This window comes from Reinekea blandensis MED297 (genome assembly GCF_000153185.1).
In the GTDB taxonomy this organism is placed as follows: Bacteria; Pseudomonadota; Gammaproteobacteria; order Pseudomonadales; family Natronospirillaceae; genus Reinekea; species Reinekea blandensis.
The window spans coordinates 788,871-808,221 of sequence record NZ_CH724149.1 but is presented as its reverse complement, the minus strand read 5'-3'; the positions used below and the strand labels follow the sequence as shown (position 1 = coordinate 808,221).

The 19,351-nt window shown below is 51.6% G+C and carries 14 protein-coding genes, 2 tRNA genes, 3 rRNA genes and 1 riboswitch; of the genes, 7 read left to right on the top strand and 12 right to left on the bottom strand.

The annotated features are described in order from the left end of the window. Positions 1–8 precede the first annotated feature (8 nt). From MED297_RS03680 to thiB, 3 genes are read right to left on the bottom strand one after another with little or no spacing between them, the layout of a single operon-like run. Complete coding sequence (locus tag MED297_RS03680) at positions 9–653, bottom strand: thiamine ABC transporter ATP-binding protein (protein WP_008042501.1); 645 nt, start codon at positions 651–653, stop codon at positions 9–11. Beyond that, on the bottom strand, positions 646–2,127 hold the full coding sequence (locus tag MED297_RS03675) for an ABC transporter permease family protein (RefSeq protein ID WP_008042499.1): 1,482 nt from the start codon (positions 2,125–2,127) through the stop codon (positions 646–648). Before MED297_RS03675 ends, MED297_RS03680 begins: the two co-directional genes overlap by 8 nt. Then, positions 2,124–3,101 carry a thiamine ABC transporter substrate binding subunit gene (thiB, locus tag MED297_RS03670; RefSeq protein WP_040556422.1) on the bottom strand — a complete coding sequence of 326 codons (978 nt, stop codon included), beginning with the start codon at positions 3,099–3,101 and terminating at the stop codon, positions 2,124–2,126. Before thiB ends, MED297_RS03675 begins: the two co-directional genes overlap by 4 nt. A gap of 76 nt (positions 3,102–3,177) precedes the next feature. Next, positions 3,178–3,272: riboswitch (TPP riboswitch) on the bottom strand. Positions 3,273–3,313: 41 nt separating this feature from the next. On the opposite strand from thiB, the gene MED297_RS03665 reads away from it, so the two are divergent. The 4 genes from MED297_RS03665 to MED297_RS03650 all read left to right on the top strand — a co-directional run bounded on the left by MED297_RS03665 (position 3,314) and on the right by MED297_RS03650 (position 6,401). Then, positions 3,314–4,084, top strand: coding sequence for an LPS biosynthesis choline kinase (locus MED297_RS03665; RefSeq protein ID WP_008042496.1), 771 nt, complete (start codon positions 3,314–3,316; stop codon positions 4,082–4,084). Positions 4,085–4,104: 20 nt separating this feature from the next. After that, positions 4,105–4,851, top strand: a complete 747-nt coding sequence (locus MED297_RS03660) for an SOS response-associated peptidase family protein (RefSeq protein WP_008042494.1) — start codon at positions 4,105–4,107, stop codon at positions 4,849–4,851. A 116-nt stretch (positions 4,852–4,967) separates the two neighbouring features. Beyond that, positions 4,968–5,384, top strand: coding sequence for a hypothetical protein (locus MED297_RS03655; protein ID WP_008042493.1), 417 nt, complete (start codon positions 4,968–4,970; stop codon positions 5,382–5,384). Positions 5,385–5,396: 12 nt separating this feature from the next. Next, positions 5,397–6,401, top strand: a complete 1,005-nt coding sequence (locus tag MED297_RS03650; protein ID WP_008042492.1) for an AI-2E family transporter — start codon at positions 5,397–5,399, stop codon at positions 6,399–6,401. Between the two features lie 270 nt (positions 6,402–6,671). On the opposite strand, the gene rrf is transcribed toward MED297_RS03650, so the two are convergent. From rrf to zapE, 8 genes are all read right to left on the bottom strand, one after another. Then, positions 6,672–6,787 (bottom strand): 5S ribosomal RNA (rrf, locus tag MED297_RS03645). Positions 6,788–6,973: 186 nt separating this feature from the next. Continuing rightward, a 23S ribosomal RNA gene (locus MED297_RS03640) occupies positions 6,974–9,865 on the bottom strand. Between the two features lie 243 nt (positions 9,866–10,108). Next, positions 10,109–10,185: transfer RNA gene (locus tag MED297_RS03635), tRNA-Ile, on the bottom strand. A gap of 23 nt (positions 10,186–10,208) precedes the next feature. Then, positions 10,209–10,284: transfer RNA gene (locus MED297_RS03630), tRNA-Ala, on the bottom strand. Between the two features lie 57 nt (positions 10,285–10,341). Further along, positions 10,342–11,870 (bottom strand): 16S ribosomal RNA (locus tag MED297_RS03625). Together the 16S, 23S and 5S rRNA genes with 2 tRNA genes alongside form the textbook arrangement of a ribosomal RNA operon. A 369-nt stretch (positions 11,871–12,239) precedes the next feature. Further along, complete coding sequence (locus MED297_RS03620; RefSeq protein WP_083779316.1) at positions 12,240–13,328, bottom strand: glycosyltransferase family 4 protein; 1,089 nt, start codon at positions 13,326–13,328, stop codon at positions 12,240–12,242. Further along, complete coding sequence (locus MED297_RS03615) at positions 13,291–14,139, bottom strand: glycosyltransferase family 2 protein (RefSeq protein ID WP_008042490.1); 849 nt, start codon at positions 14,137–14,139, stop codon at positions 13,291–13,293. Before MED297_RS03615 ends, MED297_RS03620 begins: the two co-directional genes overlap by 38 nt. After that, the gene (gene zapE / locus MED297_RS03610) at positions 14,136–15,239 is read right to left on the bottom strand and encodes a cell division protein ZapE (protein ID WP_008042489.1); all 1,104 of its coding nucleotides are present in this window, start codon (positions 15,237–15,239) and stop codon (positions 14,136–14,138) included. The genes MED297_RS03615 and zapE overlap by 4 nt, the downstream gene beginning before the upstream one ends. Positions 15,240–15,392: 153 nt before the next feature. On the opposite strand from zapE, the gene MED297_RS03605 reads away from it, so the two are divergent. The 3 genes from MED297_RS03605 (at position 15,393) to cysN (ending at position 18,521) form a co-directional block, all read left to right on the top strand. After that, positions 15,393–15,860 carry a Z-ring associated ZapG family protein gene (locus tag MED297_RS03605; protein ID WP_050762855.1) on the top strand — a complete coding sequence of 156 codons (468 nt, stop codon included), beginning with the start codon at positions 15,393–15,395 and terminating at the stop codon, positions 15,858–15,860. Between the two features lie 111 nt (positions 15,861–15,971). Beyond that, a complete protein-coding gene (gene cysD, locus MED297_RS03600) occupies positions 15,972–16,880 on the top strand; it encodes a sulfate adenylyltransferase subunit CysD (RefSeq protein WP_008042477.1) in 909 nt (302 codons plus the stop codon). An 18-nt stretch (positions 16,881–16,898) separates the two neighbouring features. Continuing rightward, positions 16,899–18,521: a sulfate adenylyltransferase subunit CysN gene (gene cysN / locus MED297_RS03595; protein ID WP_008042475.1), complete on the top strand. Its 1,623-nt coding sequence runs from the start codon at positions 16,899–16,901 to the stop codon at positions 18,519–18,521. A gap of 62 nt (positions 18,522–18,583) precedes the next feature. Here the strand turns inward: cysN and MED297_RS03590 are convergent, their stop codons facing one another. Beyond that, the gene (locus MED297_RS03590) at positions 18,584–19,333 is read right to left on the bottom strand and encodes a Nif3-like dinuclear metal center hexameric protein (RefSeq protein ID WP_008042473.1); all 750 of its coding nucleotides are present in this window, start codon (positions 19,331–19,333) and stop codon (positions 18,584–18,586) included. Positions 19,334–19,351 lie beyond the last annotated feature (18 nt).

Here is a 19,351-nt window from a genome sequence, read left to right as displayed (position 1 = left end):
ATGAATTTTTATGCAGGATACTGTGTCCATTGATCAGAAGAAACGCCTTCAAGGACATGCGATGCCGCCTCCCGAACTTCCGCCAGGTGGTGGGTCACCATCACAATGGTGGTTTTTTGTTCTCGCTGAAGCTCCTGAACCCAGTCAAGGCCATCACGGCGCAGACCCGGATCAAGCGATGAAAACGGCTCATCGAGCAGCAACACCGGCCGGTTTTGCAAAAAGACACGCGACAGCGCGACGCGCTGCTGTTGCCCGCCCGATAGCGCCCCGGCACGTTTCTTCAGCAGATCATCAATCTGAAACCGACGGGCGGCTTCCAGTAACTGTTCCTGCATAACACCTGAGAGACGACCCGAGGGTGACAACCCCAGCGACAGGTTTTTTTCTACGCTCAGATGCTCAAACAGGTTATCCCGCTGAAACAACACACCGAACGGTCTTGCAGCAACCGATGCATGACTCAGGTCCTGCTGACGCCAACATATTCGGCCGGATTCCGACGGCAAGAACCCCAATAAAGCATTTAACAGACTGCTCTTGCCCAACCCGCTTGGACCGGTCACCGCCAGAAACGATTGCTCCGGAACAGAAAAATTCCAATGAAAACGATGGGTCCCCAGTCGACAGACTAAATCCTGTACTTCAAGCATAACGCAGACGACCTCCGATCCATTCTGCTGCCAACAATAAGACCGCGCAGATGACCAACAAAATCAGCGTCAACTGAGACGCCAATACAAGCTGGTAACTGCCCATGGCCTGATAGATCAATATCGGCAAGGTGACAAACTGAGCGGACCCCAGCAACGCCGCGACGCCAAGGTCGCCAATCGACAACACCATCGAAAGCACCATCGCCCACGGTAATAACGGTAAAACTGCCGGCAGGTAGATCAAACCCAAACGCGTTCGGGCAGGCATACCCAGCGATTCCGCCAAAGGTTGGTATCGACGATGATATAACTGAATACGGGATTGAAGCGGTGTGATGATTAACGGCATGGCCATTAATGCATTCAACCAGATGATTAAGAAAAAGGTCATCTTAAACGCGATGTGCAGCTTTAAGGTTAATAGCAGCAACCCCGTGGTGATCACCATCATGGGTAAAACCAGTAACCCGAAATCCAGAAAGCGTGTAAATCGCCCCTGCTGTTTTGACAGACTGCGGCACAAGGCCAGCACCGTTGCCAGCACACCACTGCCCAGAGCAAGTAATAAGCTTGTAGTTAGCGCCTGACCAAAGCGCGAAGATCCAGCGAATGGAGCAGATAGCGCATCCACCGTTAAGCCGAACAATGGCAACGACAACACAAAAAGTAACACCGCGATGGCCAACCACTGAGTATCGGTCGCCGTCGCGTGCTGACGTTCGGTGAGGCGATTAAACTCGATACCAAACTGATCGCGACGGCCGAGAAAAAACAAAATTAAAAAGGCAATTAAACCGTGAAAAAAGGCATAAAACGCTGCACCTTTCGGGTCGAAATCCAGTTTGAGTGATTGAAACACCGCCACTTCGAGATTGGTGTTCGCCGGTCCACCGCTGAGCGTTAACACCACGGTAAAACTGCTGAAACACATCAAAAAAATCAGCACGAAGATCGGGCGGAAGGCATCAATGAGTATCGGCAGTTTTAAGACCCGAAAGCGCTGCCAGGCTGTCATGTTCAGGGTGACAGCCACTTGCGCATGAGTTTGAGAATATTGACTCAACCGCTCCCAGAATAATCGAATGGCGTAGGGAACGTTAAGATACAGGTGTGCGACGACGATACCGGTCAGACTGAACACCCGAAACCAGTCATTAAACACCGCCACGACGCCCAGCACTACGGTCAGCACCGGCATGATAAAAAACAGGTTCATCAGCCCCTGTATCAGCCATTGCTGACGGAAAGGCCGGGTGGCCAGAATCAAAGCAAAGGGAACCGCGAGCAACACCGAACCAACCGCGGACAGAGTCGCCTGCAGGACCGAAAATTTCAGAATCTGCAGGAACCAGGCGTCGAAATAACTGACCAGCGCCCCGCCCTGCCCCGGATGCAGAATCAGGCCCACTCCGGCCAAGGCCAGAGTGAGCAATATGACTGCCGTCGGCAGGAACGCGAGACGTTGAATCACTGGCTGGCGGCGTTACGCCATTCCCGGATCCAGGCTTTACGATTGGCCGCGACGTCTTCACTGCGGAAATAAAGGGTTTCCGGACTGATCAGCTTATCAAAAGACGCCGGTGTTTCGGCCTCCGCAAGTACCGGCCACATCCAGTTTGTACCGCCAAACACATCCTGTGCGGGTTTGCTGACCAGAAACGCCAGGAAATCACGCGCCAATGGCAGGTTACCGCTGGATTTCAGAGCCGAGGCAACTTCAATCTGTACGTAGTGACCTTCGGCAAATTCGGCAGCCTTGTATTGCTCAGTTTCCTCAAAGCTGATGTGGTACGCCGGTGACGTGACGTAGGACAGGACCATGTCGCTGTTCCCTTCCAGAAACAGCGAATAGGCTTCACTCCAACCCGGGGTGACGGTAACGGTTTTTTCCTGAAGCTGAGTCCAGGCATCCGCAGCGTCGGCACCGAAGACCGACTTCATCCACAGCATCAGTCCCTGGCCTGGCGTGCTCAGGCGCGGGTCTTGATAGATCACGGAAAGATCCGACTCTTCCACCAGTTCTTTTAATGAACCCGGGACCTCTGACACACGTTGATCATCGTAGACAAACGCGAAGTGCCCATAATCGTAAGGTACAAAATACTCATTGCTCCAACGGTAAGGCAGCGTCAGATCTGACAAGGATTGCTGATGTTCGGCAAGCAACCCGAGCGCTTCAGTTTCGGCGACGAGACCGTCATCCAGCCCCAAAATAATATCGGCCTGTGATTGCTCACCTTCCAGACGAAGCCGGTTTAACAACGCCACGCCGTCTTCAAGACCGACAAAGGCAATATCACAGTTGCATTGCGCTTCAAACGCTTTTTCCAGGGCCGGGCCCGGGCCCCATTCTCCGGTAAAGGATTCGTAGGTGTAAATAGTCAGATCCGCGGCGGCGAGTGTGCCGCTGAGCGTCATTAAACTCAGAAGAGTCTTTAACTTCATGGTTGTTTCCTGTATCAATAAAAATTGATACCGGCGCATCATTTTGATGTAGCGGGAGTGGGTTCTACAGAACCAACACAAAGAGGGCTTTGCTCCCTACGCCAGTACGAACTGGTTCAGGTTCAACGGGTTTTTCTCAGCTGCAATACGGCAGCACCCCGGCAAGAACGGCTCTAGTGTAATGATTTTTATTCGGGGTACAAAATTCTTCTATGCATTTCCATGAGGTTCTGCGTCAACTGGACCCGATCGTCGGTCCTGATGTCCAAGTCAGTCGCATTGATCATGCTCTGACCAATGCCTGTTATCGACTGGAAACACCGACAGAGCGCTATGTGTTACGTCTTAACAATCCGTTAAGCAAATCGATGGGGATTGATCGACACCGGGAACGCCTGATTCTGGAATCCATTGCCTCAAAGCCGTTTGCACCTTTAACTGCAGGCATCTCTGAAGATTGGCTGCTCAGCCGATGGATTCCTGAACAACCCTCGGCTTTGATCACTTCGACGGATGCGCTGACGACTCTGCTCGATGACGTTCACGCGGTGGACATCCCGGACACCCTTCCTCCGCTCTTGGTCACCGACCAGATTCAACACCTCAGCCAGCATCAGCAACAGCCGCTCGATCCAGCCGAACTGCGCCGCATCGAGCGGGCTTGTCAAAACTATCAACCGCCATTACATCTGGTGCTGTGTCATCACGACTGGCATCCCGGTAACTTGCTAGGTACAGATGAACAACCGGTGTTGATTGATTGGGAATATGCTGCACCGGGCGACCCGGCCATTGACCTGGCTTGCCTGTGTCACGGAATGAAATTAGACCAGACTACCGCAGCGTCGCTTGCTCGCAACTATGATCTCCCGGGCACTCGATGGCGGCAGGCCATAGCTCTGACCCAACTGATGAGCGAGCTCTGGTACGGTGTGAGGTTTCCCAAACCACCGAATACGGCTATTCTGGACATCATTGACTAAGACCGTGAAACGGACACGCTATGTGTGGATTTATCTACAATGTGAATGACTTTCCGTTACTGGAACCGCTGCTGGACATTGCCGGCTACGACGAAGCCGAAATCCGGGACATCATCCGTAATCGTTACCTGCGTCCAACAGACACCGTCATTAACCTGATCCCAAGCCGCACGGGGCCGCGCTTACTGGGTGCCACCTGGTGGCTTGCAACGCGAGCCGATGGCTCGATTGATAATCGATACAATACGTTTAATGCCAAAGCAGGAAAGCTGACAACGTCACCCATGCATACTCAGCACCCACGCAGCATTCGCAGCGTTGTTCCAGCTCAGGGCTTTTGCGAATGGCAGCCGGTTTACAAAGGGGGGCGATTATACAGTCAGCTACCCGGCCAACCAAAACCGTCTGCATTACCCAAGCCAGAACGGAAAATACAGCATTTGATTACTCAGCCTGATGAGGGCTTGATGCTGTTAGCCGCGGTGTCAAAACTCAGGCTGGATGAACAGGGTAACCCGAAAGTGAATACTGCAGTCATCACTTTGCCGCCACATCAAGCGTTTCAGGATGTCCATCATAAATCCTTCCCGTTGGTCTTAAGGCCTGAAGAGCTGACGAGATGGCTAGACCCGAAGCAGCCGTGGTCAGAGTTTGATGATCTGCTAAACCTGGACTGGTTTCGCGATGCTTTTATTGCACGACCCGTCGATGCGCAATGCCAGCCAATCAATAACGAGTTTCTCAAGTTTGAACCAGACGTGGAATAGCTCCCAACCTTGTAGAGCAGAACTTGTTTCGTTACCTTCCAGTGAACACCGATGATTGCCAACGCTTTAGCAATATGCGTCAATGAGATTGTGTCAGAAACAGCCGGAAACAGTGCATGTTAGTCGTTTTACTCAGTTTGCATCTCGTTGCGCTATCAGCCGCCTTGGGTGGTCGCCTGATCTTTATAGCAGTACTGCATCAAACACAAACGAATGGTTTAAATGAGCGGCTCGACGAACTGCAACCGGTACTGCCTATTGTCAGGTATGCGGACTTTGGATTAATCGCGGCTCTGCTTACCGGTACCACCCTGTTCTTGCTGTCAGACTATTCACTGACCTCTGCGCCATGGGCTTTTAAACTGAAGTTGGTTGCATTGCTGCTGTTGATTGTCGATATCGGCGCTTTTCACATCGCTCAGGCAAGAATCAACCAGCACTACGACAAACAAATGCTGCCAGCGCTGTCCCGGCTTAACAACTTAGCGGTGGTGTTAATGTCGACCATGGTGCTGTTTTCAGTGCTTGCCTAAGGATACTCAATTATGAATGAAGCATCGCTTTCCCGGGGCCTGATCGTTATTGCATCGATCTTTATCATCATTGCGGGATTGAAGGTTGCACAACCCATTGTCATGCCCGTTTTGGTGGCGTTTTTTTTAGCGGCTCTGACATCTCCCGCAGTTAATCTGCTGGTTCGCTTCCGTATGCCGTTGGGCATCGCCATTACGGTTGTCGTCGTGCTGCTGATCGGTTTTTTCTATGCACTCGGCCGGGTCTTGGGCAATTCAACAGAACAATTTCTGGATCGCCTGCCGGATTACCAGCATCAGCTTGAGCTTTGGCTTGTGCAGCTCAAAGATAAGGTACCCTGGCTCATCGAAGACATTGAACAACGCATCGCTGAGTTTCAACCAACCGACAGTGCCATTGCCATTGTTGGAAGACTGTTCTCTGGTGTCGGCAGTGTGCTGACAGCCATCGTATTAATTGTGTTTACGCTGATTTTCACGCTGCTGGAATCACGCAATGCCTCTGAAAAATTGCGCATTGCATTCGGTGATGACAAAACCATCGGTTACATCAAACGGTTTTCCAAGATGGTACAACGTTACCTGCTGGTAAAATCCCTGATCAGCTTAGCGACCGGCATATTAGTGGCGATACTGCTGATCTTTCTCGGGGTCGATTACCCCATCCTCTGGGGAACCTTTGCGTTTTTGATGAACTTCATTCCGAATGTTGGTTCCTTACTTGCAGCCATTCCACCGATGATTTTGGCTGGGCTCCAGCTGGGACTTCCTGGCTTTCTGATAACGACCGGCGGTTTTGTCGCTATTAATATGATCATCGGCAACCTGATTGAACCTCGTTTAATGGGTAAAACGTTGGACATTTCTCCTTTAATCGTTTTCCTGTCACTGGTTATCTGGGGCTGGATACTGGGTCCGATTGGAATGTTGCTGTCAATCCCGCTCACGGTTGTTATTAAGATTGCGTTAGAAGTTTATCCTGGGACACGTTGGATCGCTGAACTGATCAGTCAGTAGGAGCGGCAGCGGGCTGCGAGAGAGCGCCTTCAGCCGCTGCAAGCTGCAAGCTGCAAGCTGCAAGCGATCAGCATGAGGCGGCTTTAAGCCGGGTCAAGGGAAGGACGCGCCACCTTAACCAATGCTCGGTGTCGGAGCGAGCCTGCTCGCGATCCTATTCAGGCGCGATTGCTAAGCGATCGCCTGCCGGCAGGCTCTTACAGACCGCTCACCTTTCCCGCAGGCAATAAAAAACCCCAGCAAGTCGCCTTGCTGGGGTTCGGTTTGGGAGCCTGACGATGACCTACTCTCACATGGGGAAGCCCCACACTACCATCGGCGATGCGTCGTTTCACGGCTGAGTTCGGTATGGAATCAGGTGGGTCCAACGCTCTATGGTCGTCAAGCAAACTGGCTGGGATTGCATCAGCTGGTACGTGTTAGCTCATGCCCCAATTCGTTTACTAATAAAGTTCTCTTTGCTTTCGCTTCTTCACTGCAGCCCTTCCGGGTACCAACTCTTGGCTTTCTCAGCCTCGTATCCAATATCTTTCTTCGCACAACCTTGCGCACATAAACACCTTGGGCGTTATATGGCCAAGCCTCACGGGCAATTAGTACAGGTTAGCTCAACGCCTCACAACGCTTACACACCCTGCCTATCAACCAGTTAGTCTTACTGGGCCCTTTAGGAGACTCGAAGTCTCAGGGAAAACTTATCTTGAAGGGGGCTTCCCGCTTAGATGCTTTCAGCGGTTATCCCGTCCGAACGTAGCTACCGGGCAATGCCATTGGCATGACAACCCGAACACCAGAGGTTCGTCCACTCCGGTCCTCTCGTACTAGGAGCAGCTCTTCTCAATTTTCCAACGTCCACGGCAGATAGGGACCGAACTGTCTCACGACGTTCTAAACCCAGCTCGCGTACCACTTTAAATGGCGAACAGCCATACCCTTGGGACCGGCTTCAGCCCCAGGATGTGATGAGCCGACATCGAGGTGCCAAACACCGCCGTCGATGTGAACTCTTGGGCGGTATCAGCCTGTTATCCCCGGAGTACCTTTTATCCGTTGAGCGATGGCCCTTCCATACAGAACCACCGGATCACTATGACCTACTTTCGTACCTGCTCGACTTGTCTGTCTCGCAGTCAAGCTGGCTTGTGCCATTACACTAACCTCCTGATTTCCGACCAGGATTAGCCAACCTTCGTGCTCCTCCGTTACTCTTTGGGAGGAGACCGCCCCAGTCAAACTACCCACCACACACGGTCCGCAACCCCGTATAGGGGCCCGCGTTAGAACCTCAAAGGTATCAGGGTGGTATTTCAAGGTTGGCTCCACAGCAACTGGCGTCACTGCTTCAAAGCCTCCCACCTATCCTACACAAATACATTCAAAGTCCAGTGTGAAGCTATAGTAAAGGTTCACGGGGTCTTTCCGTCTAGCCGCGGATACACTGCATCTTAACAGCGATTTCAATTTCACTGAGTCTCGGGTGGAGACAGCGCCCCCATCGTTACACCATTCGTGCAGGTCGGAACTTACCCGACAAGGAATTTCGCTACCTTAGGACCGTTATAGTTACGGCCGCCGTTTACCGGGGCTTCGATCAAGAGCTTCGCTTACGCTAACCCCATCAATTAACCTTCCGGCACCGGGCAGGTGTCACACCCTATACGTCCACTTTCGTGTTAGCAGAGTGCTGTGTTTTAAGTAAACAGTCGCAGGGGCCTGGTATCTTCGACCAGCCTCAGCTTAAGGAGCAAGTCCCATCACCAAGGCCGGCGTGCCTTCTCCCGAAGTTACGGCACCATTTTGCCTAGTTCCTTCACCCGAGTTCTCTCAAGCGCCTTGGTATTCTCTACCTGATCACCTGTGTCGGTTTAGAGTACGGTTCCAATACAGCTGGAGCTTAGAGGCTTTTCCTGGAAGCAGGGCATCAATTACTTCGGGCTCCGTAGAACCACCGTCATCACCTCTCAGCCTTACGAAGAACCGGATTTACCTAATTCTTCAGCCTACAAGCTTGAACCACGACAACCAACGCGTGGCTAACCTAGCCTTCTCCGTCCCCCCTTCGCACTGTATTGAAGTACCGGAATATTAACCGGTTTCCCATCGACTACGCTTCTCAGCCTCGCCTTAGGGGCCGACTCACCCTGCCCCGATTAACGTTGGACAGGAACCCTTGATCTTTCGGCGTGCGGGTTTTTCACCCGCATTATCGTTACTCATGTCAGCATTCGCACTTCTGATACCTCCAGCATGCTTCTCAACACACCTTCAACGGCTTACAGAACGCTCCTCTACCACTTGCCAAAGGCAAGTCCGTAGCTTCGGTACTATGTTTGAGCCCCGTTATATCTTCCGCGCAGGCCGACTCGACTAGTGAGCTATTACGCTTTCTTTAAAGGATGGCTGCTTCTAAGCCAACCTCCTAGCTGTCTGAGCCTTCCCACATCGTTTCCCACTTAACATAGATTTTGGGACCTTAGCTGACGGTCTGGGTTGTTTCCCTTTCCACGACGGACGTTAGCACCCGCCGTGTGTCTCCCGGATAGTACTCACTGGTATTCGGAGTTTGCAAAGGGTTGGTAAGTCGGGATGACCCCCTAGCCTTAACAGTGCTCTACCCCCAGTGGTATTCGTCCGAGGCGCTACCTAAATAGCTTTCGAGGAGAACCAGCTATCTCCGAGTTTGATTGGCCTTTCACCCCCAGCCACAGGTCATCCGCTAACTTTTCAACGTTAGTCGGTTCGGTCCTCCAATTGATGTTACTCAATCTTCAACCTGCCCATGGCTAGATCACTCGGTTTCGGGTCTACACCTTGCGACTGGACGCCCAGTTAAGACTCGGTTTCCCTACGGCTCCCCTATACGGTTAACCTCGCCACAAAATGTAAGTCGCTGACCCATTATACAAAAGGTACGCAGTCACCCCACAAGGAGGCTCCCACTGCTTGTACGTACACGGTTTCAGGTTCTATTTCACTCCCCTCACAGGGGTTCTTTTCGCCTTTCCCTCACGGTACTGGTTCACTATCGGTCAATCAGGAGTATTTAGCCTTGGAGGATGGTCCCCCCATATTCAGTCAAAGATTTCTCGTGTCCCGACCTACTCGATTTCATGCTGTTTGGTTTTCGTGTACGGGGCTATCACCCACTATGGCGGCACTTTCCAGAGCCTTCCACTAACGTCCACAACACTTAAGGGCTGTTCCCCGTTCGCTCGCCACTAAATAGGGAATCTCGGTTGATTTCTTTTCCTCCGGGTACTTAGATGTTTCAGTTCCCCGGGTTCGCCTCCATGAGCCTATGTATTCAGCTCAGGATACCTGCCTTATGACAGGTGGGTTTCCCCATTCGGATATTCTCGGATTAACGCTTGTTTATCAGCTCCCCGAGACTTTTCGCAGATTACCACGTCCTTCATCGCCTCTGATTGCCAAGGCATCCACCGTGTACGCTTAATCACTTGACCATATAACCCGAAGGCGTCTATGAACAAGGATCGTACGATAATATTAGATACGCTTGAGTCAGTATGTAACTCCAGCAAGGTCGGCTAAAACCTGCCTTTGTTACCTACAGTTCATTCTTCTTAAGCTACACTTAAGAGAATGAGAGAACTTCATTAGATTGTTAAAGAACAACTGCGCTTTCGCAGAGCGAAACATTTCATGCAAATGCAACACTTCGCTGTGCAAAATCGTAAGATCGTGATTGGTAGGACTAGGCAGACTTGAACTGCCGACCTCACCCTTATCAGGGGTGCGCTCTAACCAGCTGAGCTATAGTCCTATTTCTTGGTAGTCACCAAAGCATGGTGGAGCTATGCGGGATCGAACCGCAGACCTCCTGCGTGCAAAGCAGGCGCTCTCCCAGCTGAGCTATAGCCCCATAAAAGCGATCTTATTCAAATCAAGTAATTCGTTGTGAGCACTTGCAAGTCTTGCTTAAGGAGGTGATCCAACCCCAGGTTCCCCTAGGGTTACCTTGTTACGACTTCACCCCAGTCATTAACCACACCGTGGTGAGCGCCCAATTTTAAGCTACCCACTTCTGGTGCAATCAACTCCCATGGTGTGACGGGCGGTGTGTACAAGGCCCGGGAACGTATTCACCGTGACATTCTGATTCACGATTACTAGCGATTCCGACTTCATGGAGTCGAGTTGCAGACTCCAATCCGGACTACGACGTACTTTGTGAGATTAGCTCCACCTCGCGGCTTCGCAACCCTCTGTATACGCCATTGTAGCACGTGTGTAGCCCTACTCGTAAGGGCCATGATGACTTGACGTCATCCCCGCCTTCCTCCGGTTTGTCACCGGCAGTCTCCTTAGAGTCCCCGACATTACTCGCTGGCAACTAAGGATAGGGGTTGCGCTCGTTACGGGACTTAACCCAACATTTCACAACACGAGCTGACGACAGCCATGCAGCACCTGTCTCAGTGTTCCCGAAGGCACCAAAGCATCTCTGCTAAGTTCACTGGATTTCAAGAGTAGGTAAGGTTCTTCGCGTTGCTTCGAATTAAACCACATGCTCCACCGCTTGTGCGGGCCCCCGTCAATTCATTTGAGTTTTAACCTTGCGGCCGTACTCCCCAGGCGGTCTATTTATCGCGTTAGCTTCGCCACCAAGCCCATAACAGGCCCAACGGCTAATAGACAGCGTTTACGGCGTGGACTACCAGGGTATCTAATCCTGTTTGCTCCCCACGCTTTCGCACCTCAGTGTCAGTATCAGCCCAGCAAGTCGCCTTCGCCACTGGTGTTCTTTCCATCTCTACGCATTTCACCGCTACACTGGAAATTCCACTTGCCTCTGCTGTACTCAAGTCTGCCAGTTTTGGATGCAATTCCCAGGTTGAGCCCGGGGCTTTCACATCCAACTTAACAAACCACCTACGCGCGCTTTACGCCCAGTAATTCCGATTAACGCTTGCACCCTCCGTATTACCGCGGCTGCTGGCACGGAGTTAGCCGGTGCTTCTTCTGCGAGTAACGTCACAGCTGATGGGTATTAACCATCAACCTTTCCTCCTCGCTGAAAGTGCTTTACAACCCGAAGGCCTTCTTCACACACGCGGTATGGCTGGGTCAGGCTTGCGCCCATTGCCCAATATTCCCCACTGCTGCCTCCCGTAGGAGTCTGGGCCGTGTCTCAGTCCCAGTGTGGCTGATCATCCTCTCAGACCAGCTATGGATCGTCGCCTTGGTGAGCTCTTACCTCACCAACTAGCTAATCCAACGCAGGCCCATCCAGTAGCGACAGCCGAAGCCGCCTTTCCTCCGTAGAGATTATTCGGTATTAATCCGGATTTCTCCGGGCTATCCCCAACTACCGGGCAGGTTCCTACGCGTTACTCACCCGTCCGCCGCTCGACGCCTCCTAGCAAGCTAGGATCGTTTCCGCTCGACTTGCATGTGTTAAGCCTACCGCCAGCGTTCAATCTGAGCCATGATCAAACTCTTCAGTTTATAACTGCTGCCGCCTGTTTAAGACCAGACAGCCAATCTGAGTTCGAACATCGCTTCTATCAAACCTAATGTTTTGACAGTCGCTTGTGTTCGATAATCTATCGACTCACAAGCGCCCACACGAATTACTTGATTTATCAGTTTTAAAGATCTCAGCAGAGGCGCTGTTGGCTTGCTGTTTCAAGGAGCGCGTATTCTACGTCGTTCCTTTTTCGTGTCAACTCTTTTTTTGAATTTTTTCGTTTAGAATCAATTCGTTAAGCTGCACTTCTCTGCCAGGTTCGATCTCGGTTCCGAGTGACTTTGCCCTGACAGCGGAGGCGCATTATAGGGAGAGAATTTCAGCGGTCAACCATTATTTTCAGAAAGTTATTCAGCAACCTTTCGCACATAGAAATCAAGCAGTTCTAACGCTTCCCGTTCAACAGTATACCGCTCTGATACCAGCTGTTTTCCAGCCGCACCATACTGCTCCCGGAGCGCTCCGTCCGACATCAACGAGTTTAGTGCTGAGATCAACGCCGACTGATCGCCAACCTCAATCAGCTTACCGACATCTTGCTGGCCCAGAATATCCGGCCAGGCACCCGCCCTTGTTGCTACGACTGGCTTACCAGCGGCCAAAGCTTCAAGCACTGTCAGCCCAAAGCCTTCATTCGTGCTCAGCGCGGTCACAATGGACACCTGTTGAAACCAGGTGACGACCTGCTTATAAGGCAACTCACCGGTAAAGACGATACGATCTTTCAAGCCAGCCTGCTCGATTTGGCGCTCCAATGCGACCTGAAAAGCTTTCTGTTCTTCGGTGACCTGGCCGACGATGACGACACCCCAGTCCGGATAGTCGGGCAGCAACTTAACAGCCGCCTCCACCAGTAAATCTATTCCTTTCTGCGCACGGACCCGACCAAAGATGCCAATCAAATTAGTGGCAGGCTTTGATAACGCCGGCTGTTGCCCAGTCTCAATGGTGTTATTCAGCGCCTGAACATCAATACCATGAGGGATAATGACATCGGGAGGGTCTGGCATGTAGTCGGCCGCCGCCTGACAGGTTGAGATCAACCCATCCATCCGGCTCATTAACCAACGAGTCAACCAGGACTTCCGACGCTGGGCCGTAGAGGTAAACACAATTTTCATTTGCGCGCCGAAGAGGTACTTCAACAGCAACGCCTGAATCATCTCGTCATTGCGACGCGCATGAAAAATTCGTTGTTTCTGATCCTGAGGGGTCTGCCTGAGCCGGCGTACTGCCTGCCAGAAAGACATTGCGGGCACATCACCCAGCAAATGATGCCTCCCCAAGACCGAAACCTGAGCATATCGACGCTGAACAGACAGAACCTGCAGCATCGTACTGGTCACACCCGAAAACCGTTTATTCGAGTTCCCGAGTACAACCTCAATACCGCTGTAATCATGCACCATGCTGATCGCCGTCTTTTTGTATGCCATAAGGCGTCCAGGCGATTCGACCCTTCTTCACTTCGGCGCGAATACGGTGATTTTTTTCCCAGATTTCGGGTTTGGCATACCCGCGGGCATGGTCAAGATGCAGACAGACGGCGCTGTAACGAATCTGTTTGGATCGAACACCCGAGTTCCAGAGCCGCTCCCCCAGCTCACGATCCAGGCCACCATATTGCATACGTTCATCAAATCCGTTCACTGCACGAATGTCCTTAATCCAACCTGAGCTGTTCATGCCGTTCCAGGTCGCTTTGGTTGGTGTCAGAGCATTTAGCGCGCTTCGTAAAAAAGCATTGGTGGTCAGCTTAGTCAGTTTGAACGTGGCCGGCTGTCCACGACGAACCAACTCTGCCTTGTTAAAAATATGCCCTGAGGCGATATCAGCCTCGGTGACCGATTCGGAAACAGGCATGGTCAGCTTGATATAACCTCCGGACAAAAACGTTCCGGTGGCCGCCTGTTGTCTATGGGTTGCAATAAAGTCAGCGCGCGGAATGCAATCACCATCGGTAAAAATCAGATAGTCACAATCGGTTTGCGCGATGACCTTATTCAGAATCACGGTCTTACGGAACCCATCATCTTCCTGCCAATAGTGCTCAATCTGCAACTGGCCGCGGGCTTTAAACTCATCAATAACGGCTTGAGTTTCCTCGCCTGAACCATCATCGGCGATAAGCGCAACAAAATTTTGATCGGTTTGATTCTCGTATCCAACCAAAACCCAGCGTAACCACACGGGGGAGTTATAGGTGGTAATAACGACACCAATCTTAACGGGCTGTTCAGATTTCATGATTTATGCGCCAGTTCCAGATATTCTTCAGACTGCATTTCGAGCAGGCGGCTGACCGTTCGCTGAAACTCAAAGGATAACTTTCCTTCTTTGTATAAAGAGTCCACCGGTTTGGCGGCGGTCATCAGCAACTTCACATTCCGATCATAGAACTCATCGACCAGATTAATGAATCGACGCGCGGCATCATCGTTTTTCCCGATAAACTCCGGCACTCCGGAAATTAACACCGCATGGAAACGCTGGGCGATTTCGATATAGTCATTTTGCGAACGCGGACCCTCACACAGGGCGCTGAAGTCAAACAGAGCCACATCATCACATACCCAGCGACTGACTATCTGCCGACCCAGAATGTCCAGTGGCTCATTCTCCAGGGCTTCATCGGCGTCCGGCGCCAGTTGACGGAAGCTTTTGGTGAGGTTTTCTTCGGCGTCTTTGTCCAGAGGCGAGTGAAAAATTTCTACCTGTTTCAGGGTACGTAGCCGGTAATCGACCCCGCCATCCACATTCAGTACATCAGTATGGCGTTTCAATGTCTCAATGGCGGGTAAAAACAGTTTGCGCTGCAAACCATCCTTATAAAGCTGATCGGGCACGATATTCGAGGTTGTCACCAACGTAACCCCCTCCTCAAACAGCGTTTCAAGCAGATTGCCAAGAATCATCGCGTCTCCGATGTCACTGACAAAAAACTCATCGAAACACAGAACGCGTGTATCTTGTGCCAGTTCACGAGCGACCAGATCGAGTGGGTTAGCCTTGCCTTTATGCACTTTTAACTGTTCGTGCACCAAACGCATGAAGTGATGAAAATGCAGCCGTTTTTTTTCTGAAAACGGAATCGCATCATAAAAGGTATCCATCAGGTAGGTTTTACCGCGACCAACACCACCCCAGAAGTACAGGCCTTTTACCTTACGCGGTTTTCGACCCATGGAGGCCCCTAAACGGCCCATGAGTCCTTGCTCCTTCTGATGACGCGCGACTAGACCGTCAAAAACCTGTTGTAACGCTTTTACTGCCTGTTCCTGTGACGGATCGTGCGCAAACCCTTCCCGTTTCAGATCTTGTTGATACCGTTCCCAAGGTGACCCCATTGACCGCTCCGCCTGTTGACTACCGCGAGGATTGTAGCGGCATGACCCGGACAATCAATGACTGCGTGGCACAAATGTTTAACTCTTTATAAACAGACGGACAAAATGTTAAAACGCTATACTTATCCTGAAAAATGATTCATGGAGAAGACAATGCTACAGATCCAATGGACAACCTTTGCTGCTGCTCTCCTGGCTGCCCTGATCATTGGAGGACTGTTAAGTCGCCTGTTTTCCAAGGGTGACGGTCAGGACCGCTCAAGCCTCAAGCGTCAGCTCGATGAGTTAAAGCAACAGCACCAGTCCTATCAGATAAATGTGACCGAACACTTCAGCCGAACCGCCGATCTGATTGCCGAGCTCAATAAGAACTATCACAAAATTCAGGAACACCTGGATCAGGGCGCGGAACAGTTCGTCAAACCAGAATACCGACTGGAGTCTGCACGCAGTGGTGAAACCCGTCTCGAAGACCTTGCACCACAGAGTCAAAAGCCTGAAGCACCGACCGGCCCGAAAGACTATGCGCCAAAAGCGCCAAATGAAGAGGGCACCCTGTCGGAAACCTATGGCCTCAAACGCTCTGATTTTGTCGATGAAACGGAAAAGCCATCGAGCTGAACCGATACAGAGCAGTATAGCTATATAACAAAACGCTCTGAAAGCTGTAATCAAAATAACAAATAGCTTTGGTATAGTTCGCTCACTGCAAAATAAGTGTGTGAGCGAACCATGTCGAAGCCATCTTTTACTCATCTAAAACAGCTCGAAGCTGAGAGTATCCATATCATTCGGGAAGTTGTCGCCGAGTTCGACAACCCAGTCATGCTGTACTCGATCGGCAAAGACTCTGCAGTCATGCTTCATCTGGCCAGAAAAGCCTTCTTTCCCGGAAAACTGCCGTTCAAACTTCTGCATGTGGACACCGACTGGAAGTTCAAAGAAATGATCCAGTTCCGTGATGAACTGGCAAAAAAGTTCGAACTCGACCTGATTGTCCATAAAAATCCGGAAGGTCTGGCCCTGGGTATCAACCCTTTTGATCACGGCAGCTCTAAACACACCGACATCATGAAAACTCAGGCGTTGAAACAGGCGCTTGATAAATACGGGTTTGATGCGGCCTTTGGCGGTGCCCGACGCGATGAAGAAAAATCCCGCGCCAAGGAACGGGTTTATTCGTTCCGTGATCGGAACCATCGCTGGGACCCGAAAAATCAGCGCCCAGAGCTTTGGAACATCTATAACGCCCGCATCAACCGGGGTGAGTCCATCCGGGTATTCCCACTCTCCAACTGGACAGAGCTGGATATCTGGCAGTACATCCATCTGGAAAACATCGACATTGTGCCGCTGTATTTTTCTGCGGAACGCCCGGTTGTTGAGCGCGATGGCATCCTGATTAACGTCAATGATGAACGTATGAAGCTGCGTCCGGGTGAAAAAGTCGAATATAAGTCAGTCCGGTTCCGAACACTGGGCTGCTATCCGTTGACCGGTGCCGTCGAGTCCTCCGCGACGACCCTGCCAGACATTATTCAGGAGATGCTGCTGACTACGACTAGTGAGCGCCAGGGCCGTGCCATTGACCATGACTCATCAGGTTCAATGGAGAAGAAAAAACAGGAAGGCTACTTCTGATTACTGGAGCATAACGATATGTCACACCAATCCGATCTCATTTCAACCGACATCCATGCCTACCTGGACGAACACCAGAACAAAGAGTTACTGCGCTTTCTGACCTGCGGCAGTGTCGATGATGGCAAATCCACGCTGATTGGCCGGTTACTGCACGATTCGAAAATGATCTACGAAGACCAGCTGGCGGCCATTGAAAAAGACAGTCAGAAGTCAGGAACCACTGGTGAAAAAATTGACCTGGCCCTGCTGGTCGATGGTCTTCAAGCGGAACGAGAACAAGGCATTACCATTGACGTCGCCTACCGCTACTTTTCAACCAGCAAGCGTAAGTTCATCATCGCCGATACCCCGGGACATGAACAGTACACCCGGAACATGGCAACAGGTGCTTCGACCTGTGATCTGGCGATTATCCTCATCGATGCCCGTCATGGCGTGATGACACAAACCCGACGACACAGTTTTATTGCGCACCTTCTGGGTCTGAAACACGTCATCGTTGCCGTCAACAAGATGGACCTGGTGGATTTCGATGAAGCCCGATATGAAGCGATTAAAGCCGACTATCTGAGCTTTTCGGAACAACTGAATATCCCGGACATCCGTTTTGTGCCGATGTCCGCACTCAATGGCGACAACGTGGTCTCTGCCAGCGATAACACCCCTTGGTACCAGGGTGACTCGCTCATGACCTTACTTGAGTCCATTGAAATATCGCGCGATGAGCAATCTGAGTCATTCCGACTTCCGGTTCAGTATGTCAATCGCCCTAACTTAGATTTCCGTGGTTTCGCCGGTACGATTGCGTCCGGAACGATTCGACCTGGTGAGGCGATTACCGTTTTACCTTCCGGTCAGTCTTCGACGGTCGAACGGATCGTAACCTTCGATGGCGATCTGGACGAGGCTCATGCCGGTCAAGCACTGACTTTGACGCTGAATGATGAAATCGATATCAGCCGTGGCGATATGATCGTCCGTCAGGGCCAACACCCCATCATCGCCCAGGCATTCAAGACCCAACTGATCTGGATGCACGATTCTGTGATGACGCCCGGTCGGCAGTACTATTTCAAGATTGGTCATCAGCTTGCCAGCGGCACGGTATCGTCCGTTGAGCGGCGTATTGACGTCAACACACTGGAAACCTCTGAAGCCAATGAGCTGGCGCTCAATGATATTGCCGATGTTACCATCCAGCTGAACAAACCCGTGGTTGTGGATGCCTATAATGACATCCCGCATACCGGGGCGTTCATTGTGATTGACCGGCTGAGTAATGGCACGGTTGGGGCCGGCATGATTCGTGAGGCGACCGCTGCTGTTGAACGCAACATGGTGACCGATCAGGATCGGGAGCGTCGCTACCATCAAACCCCGGTGACCCTGCAGATTGATTCTGCCGATGCGGCCGAAACGGCCGTGGCTTTGGAACAGAAACTGTTCACGCTGGGTCATACAGCCGTGGTGGTGCGTGCAGAAGATGCATTGACGGTCTGCCCCTATGTGGAAGCAGCCGGTCTGATCGCCATCGTTGCCGGAGGCGATGCGTTGCCATTTGGTATCCGTCTGACTCAGACGGACCTTGATGAAATACTCAGCCGACTCAAAAACGAGCGTATTCTGCTCGACCTCTGATCCAGTCGGAAACGTCGGTCCAGATCATCCGATCCTGGACCGACTTTGACTATTGAGTTCAATCAGACTGGTATCGGCAAATCGATAAACTGCACGTCGATACCAAACTGATGCACCAGGTGATCCCCTAACGCCTTGACTCCACCGCGCTCCGTCGCATGATGGCCGGCGGCATAGTAATGCACACCGCTCTCCTGCGCGAGATGCACGGTGGGTTCACTGATTTCTCCGGAAACAAACGCGTCTACGTCGGCCTCAATTGCCTTTTCGAGCTCTCCCTGGGCTGCACCGGTACACCAGGCAATAGTTTCAATGTCATCCGCTTCTTCGCCAACATGCAGCACGTCAAAATCTAACGCGTCGGATAACTTACGCTGCAGGCTTCCCCCGGTTTCTCCACCATCCAGGCGCCCCATCAATGCTATTGAGGACGTCAAATTACCTTCAATGGTCCAACCCATCTGACGAGCCAGCTGCACATTGTTGCCAAACTGTTCATGAGCGTCCAATGGCAGATGATAAGCAAACAGACTGATGTCATGCTCCAGCAGAGTAGCGACACGCGTTTTGCGAATGCCGGTCAGGCTGGGCGATTCGCCTTTCCAGAAATAACCATGATGCACAATGATGGCCTGAGCGTTATGGGCAATGGCCTCTTCTATCAAGCGTTGACTCGCGGTCACACCGGTAACGACACGTTCAATGACATCGCAGCCTTCCACTTGCAGGCCATTCGGGCAATAGTCTTTAAAGGCGTCAACATCCAGCAATTCCGCTAAATACGCTTGAAGCTCCGAGCGCTGTACAGGCATGATAGCCTCCTCCCTAAT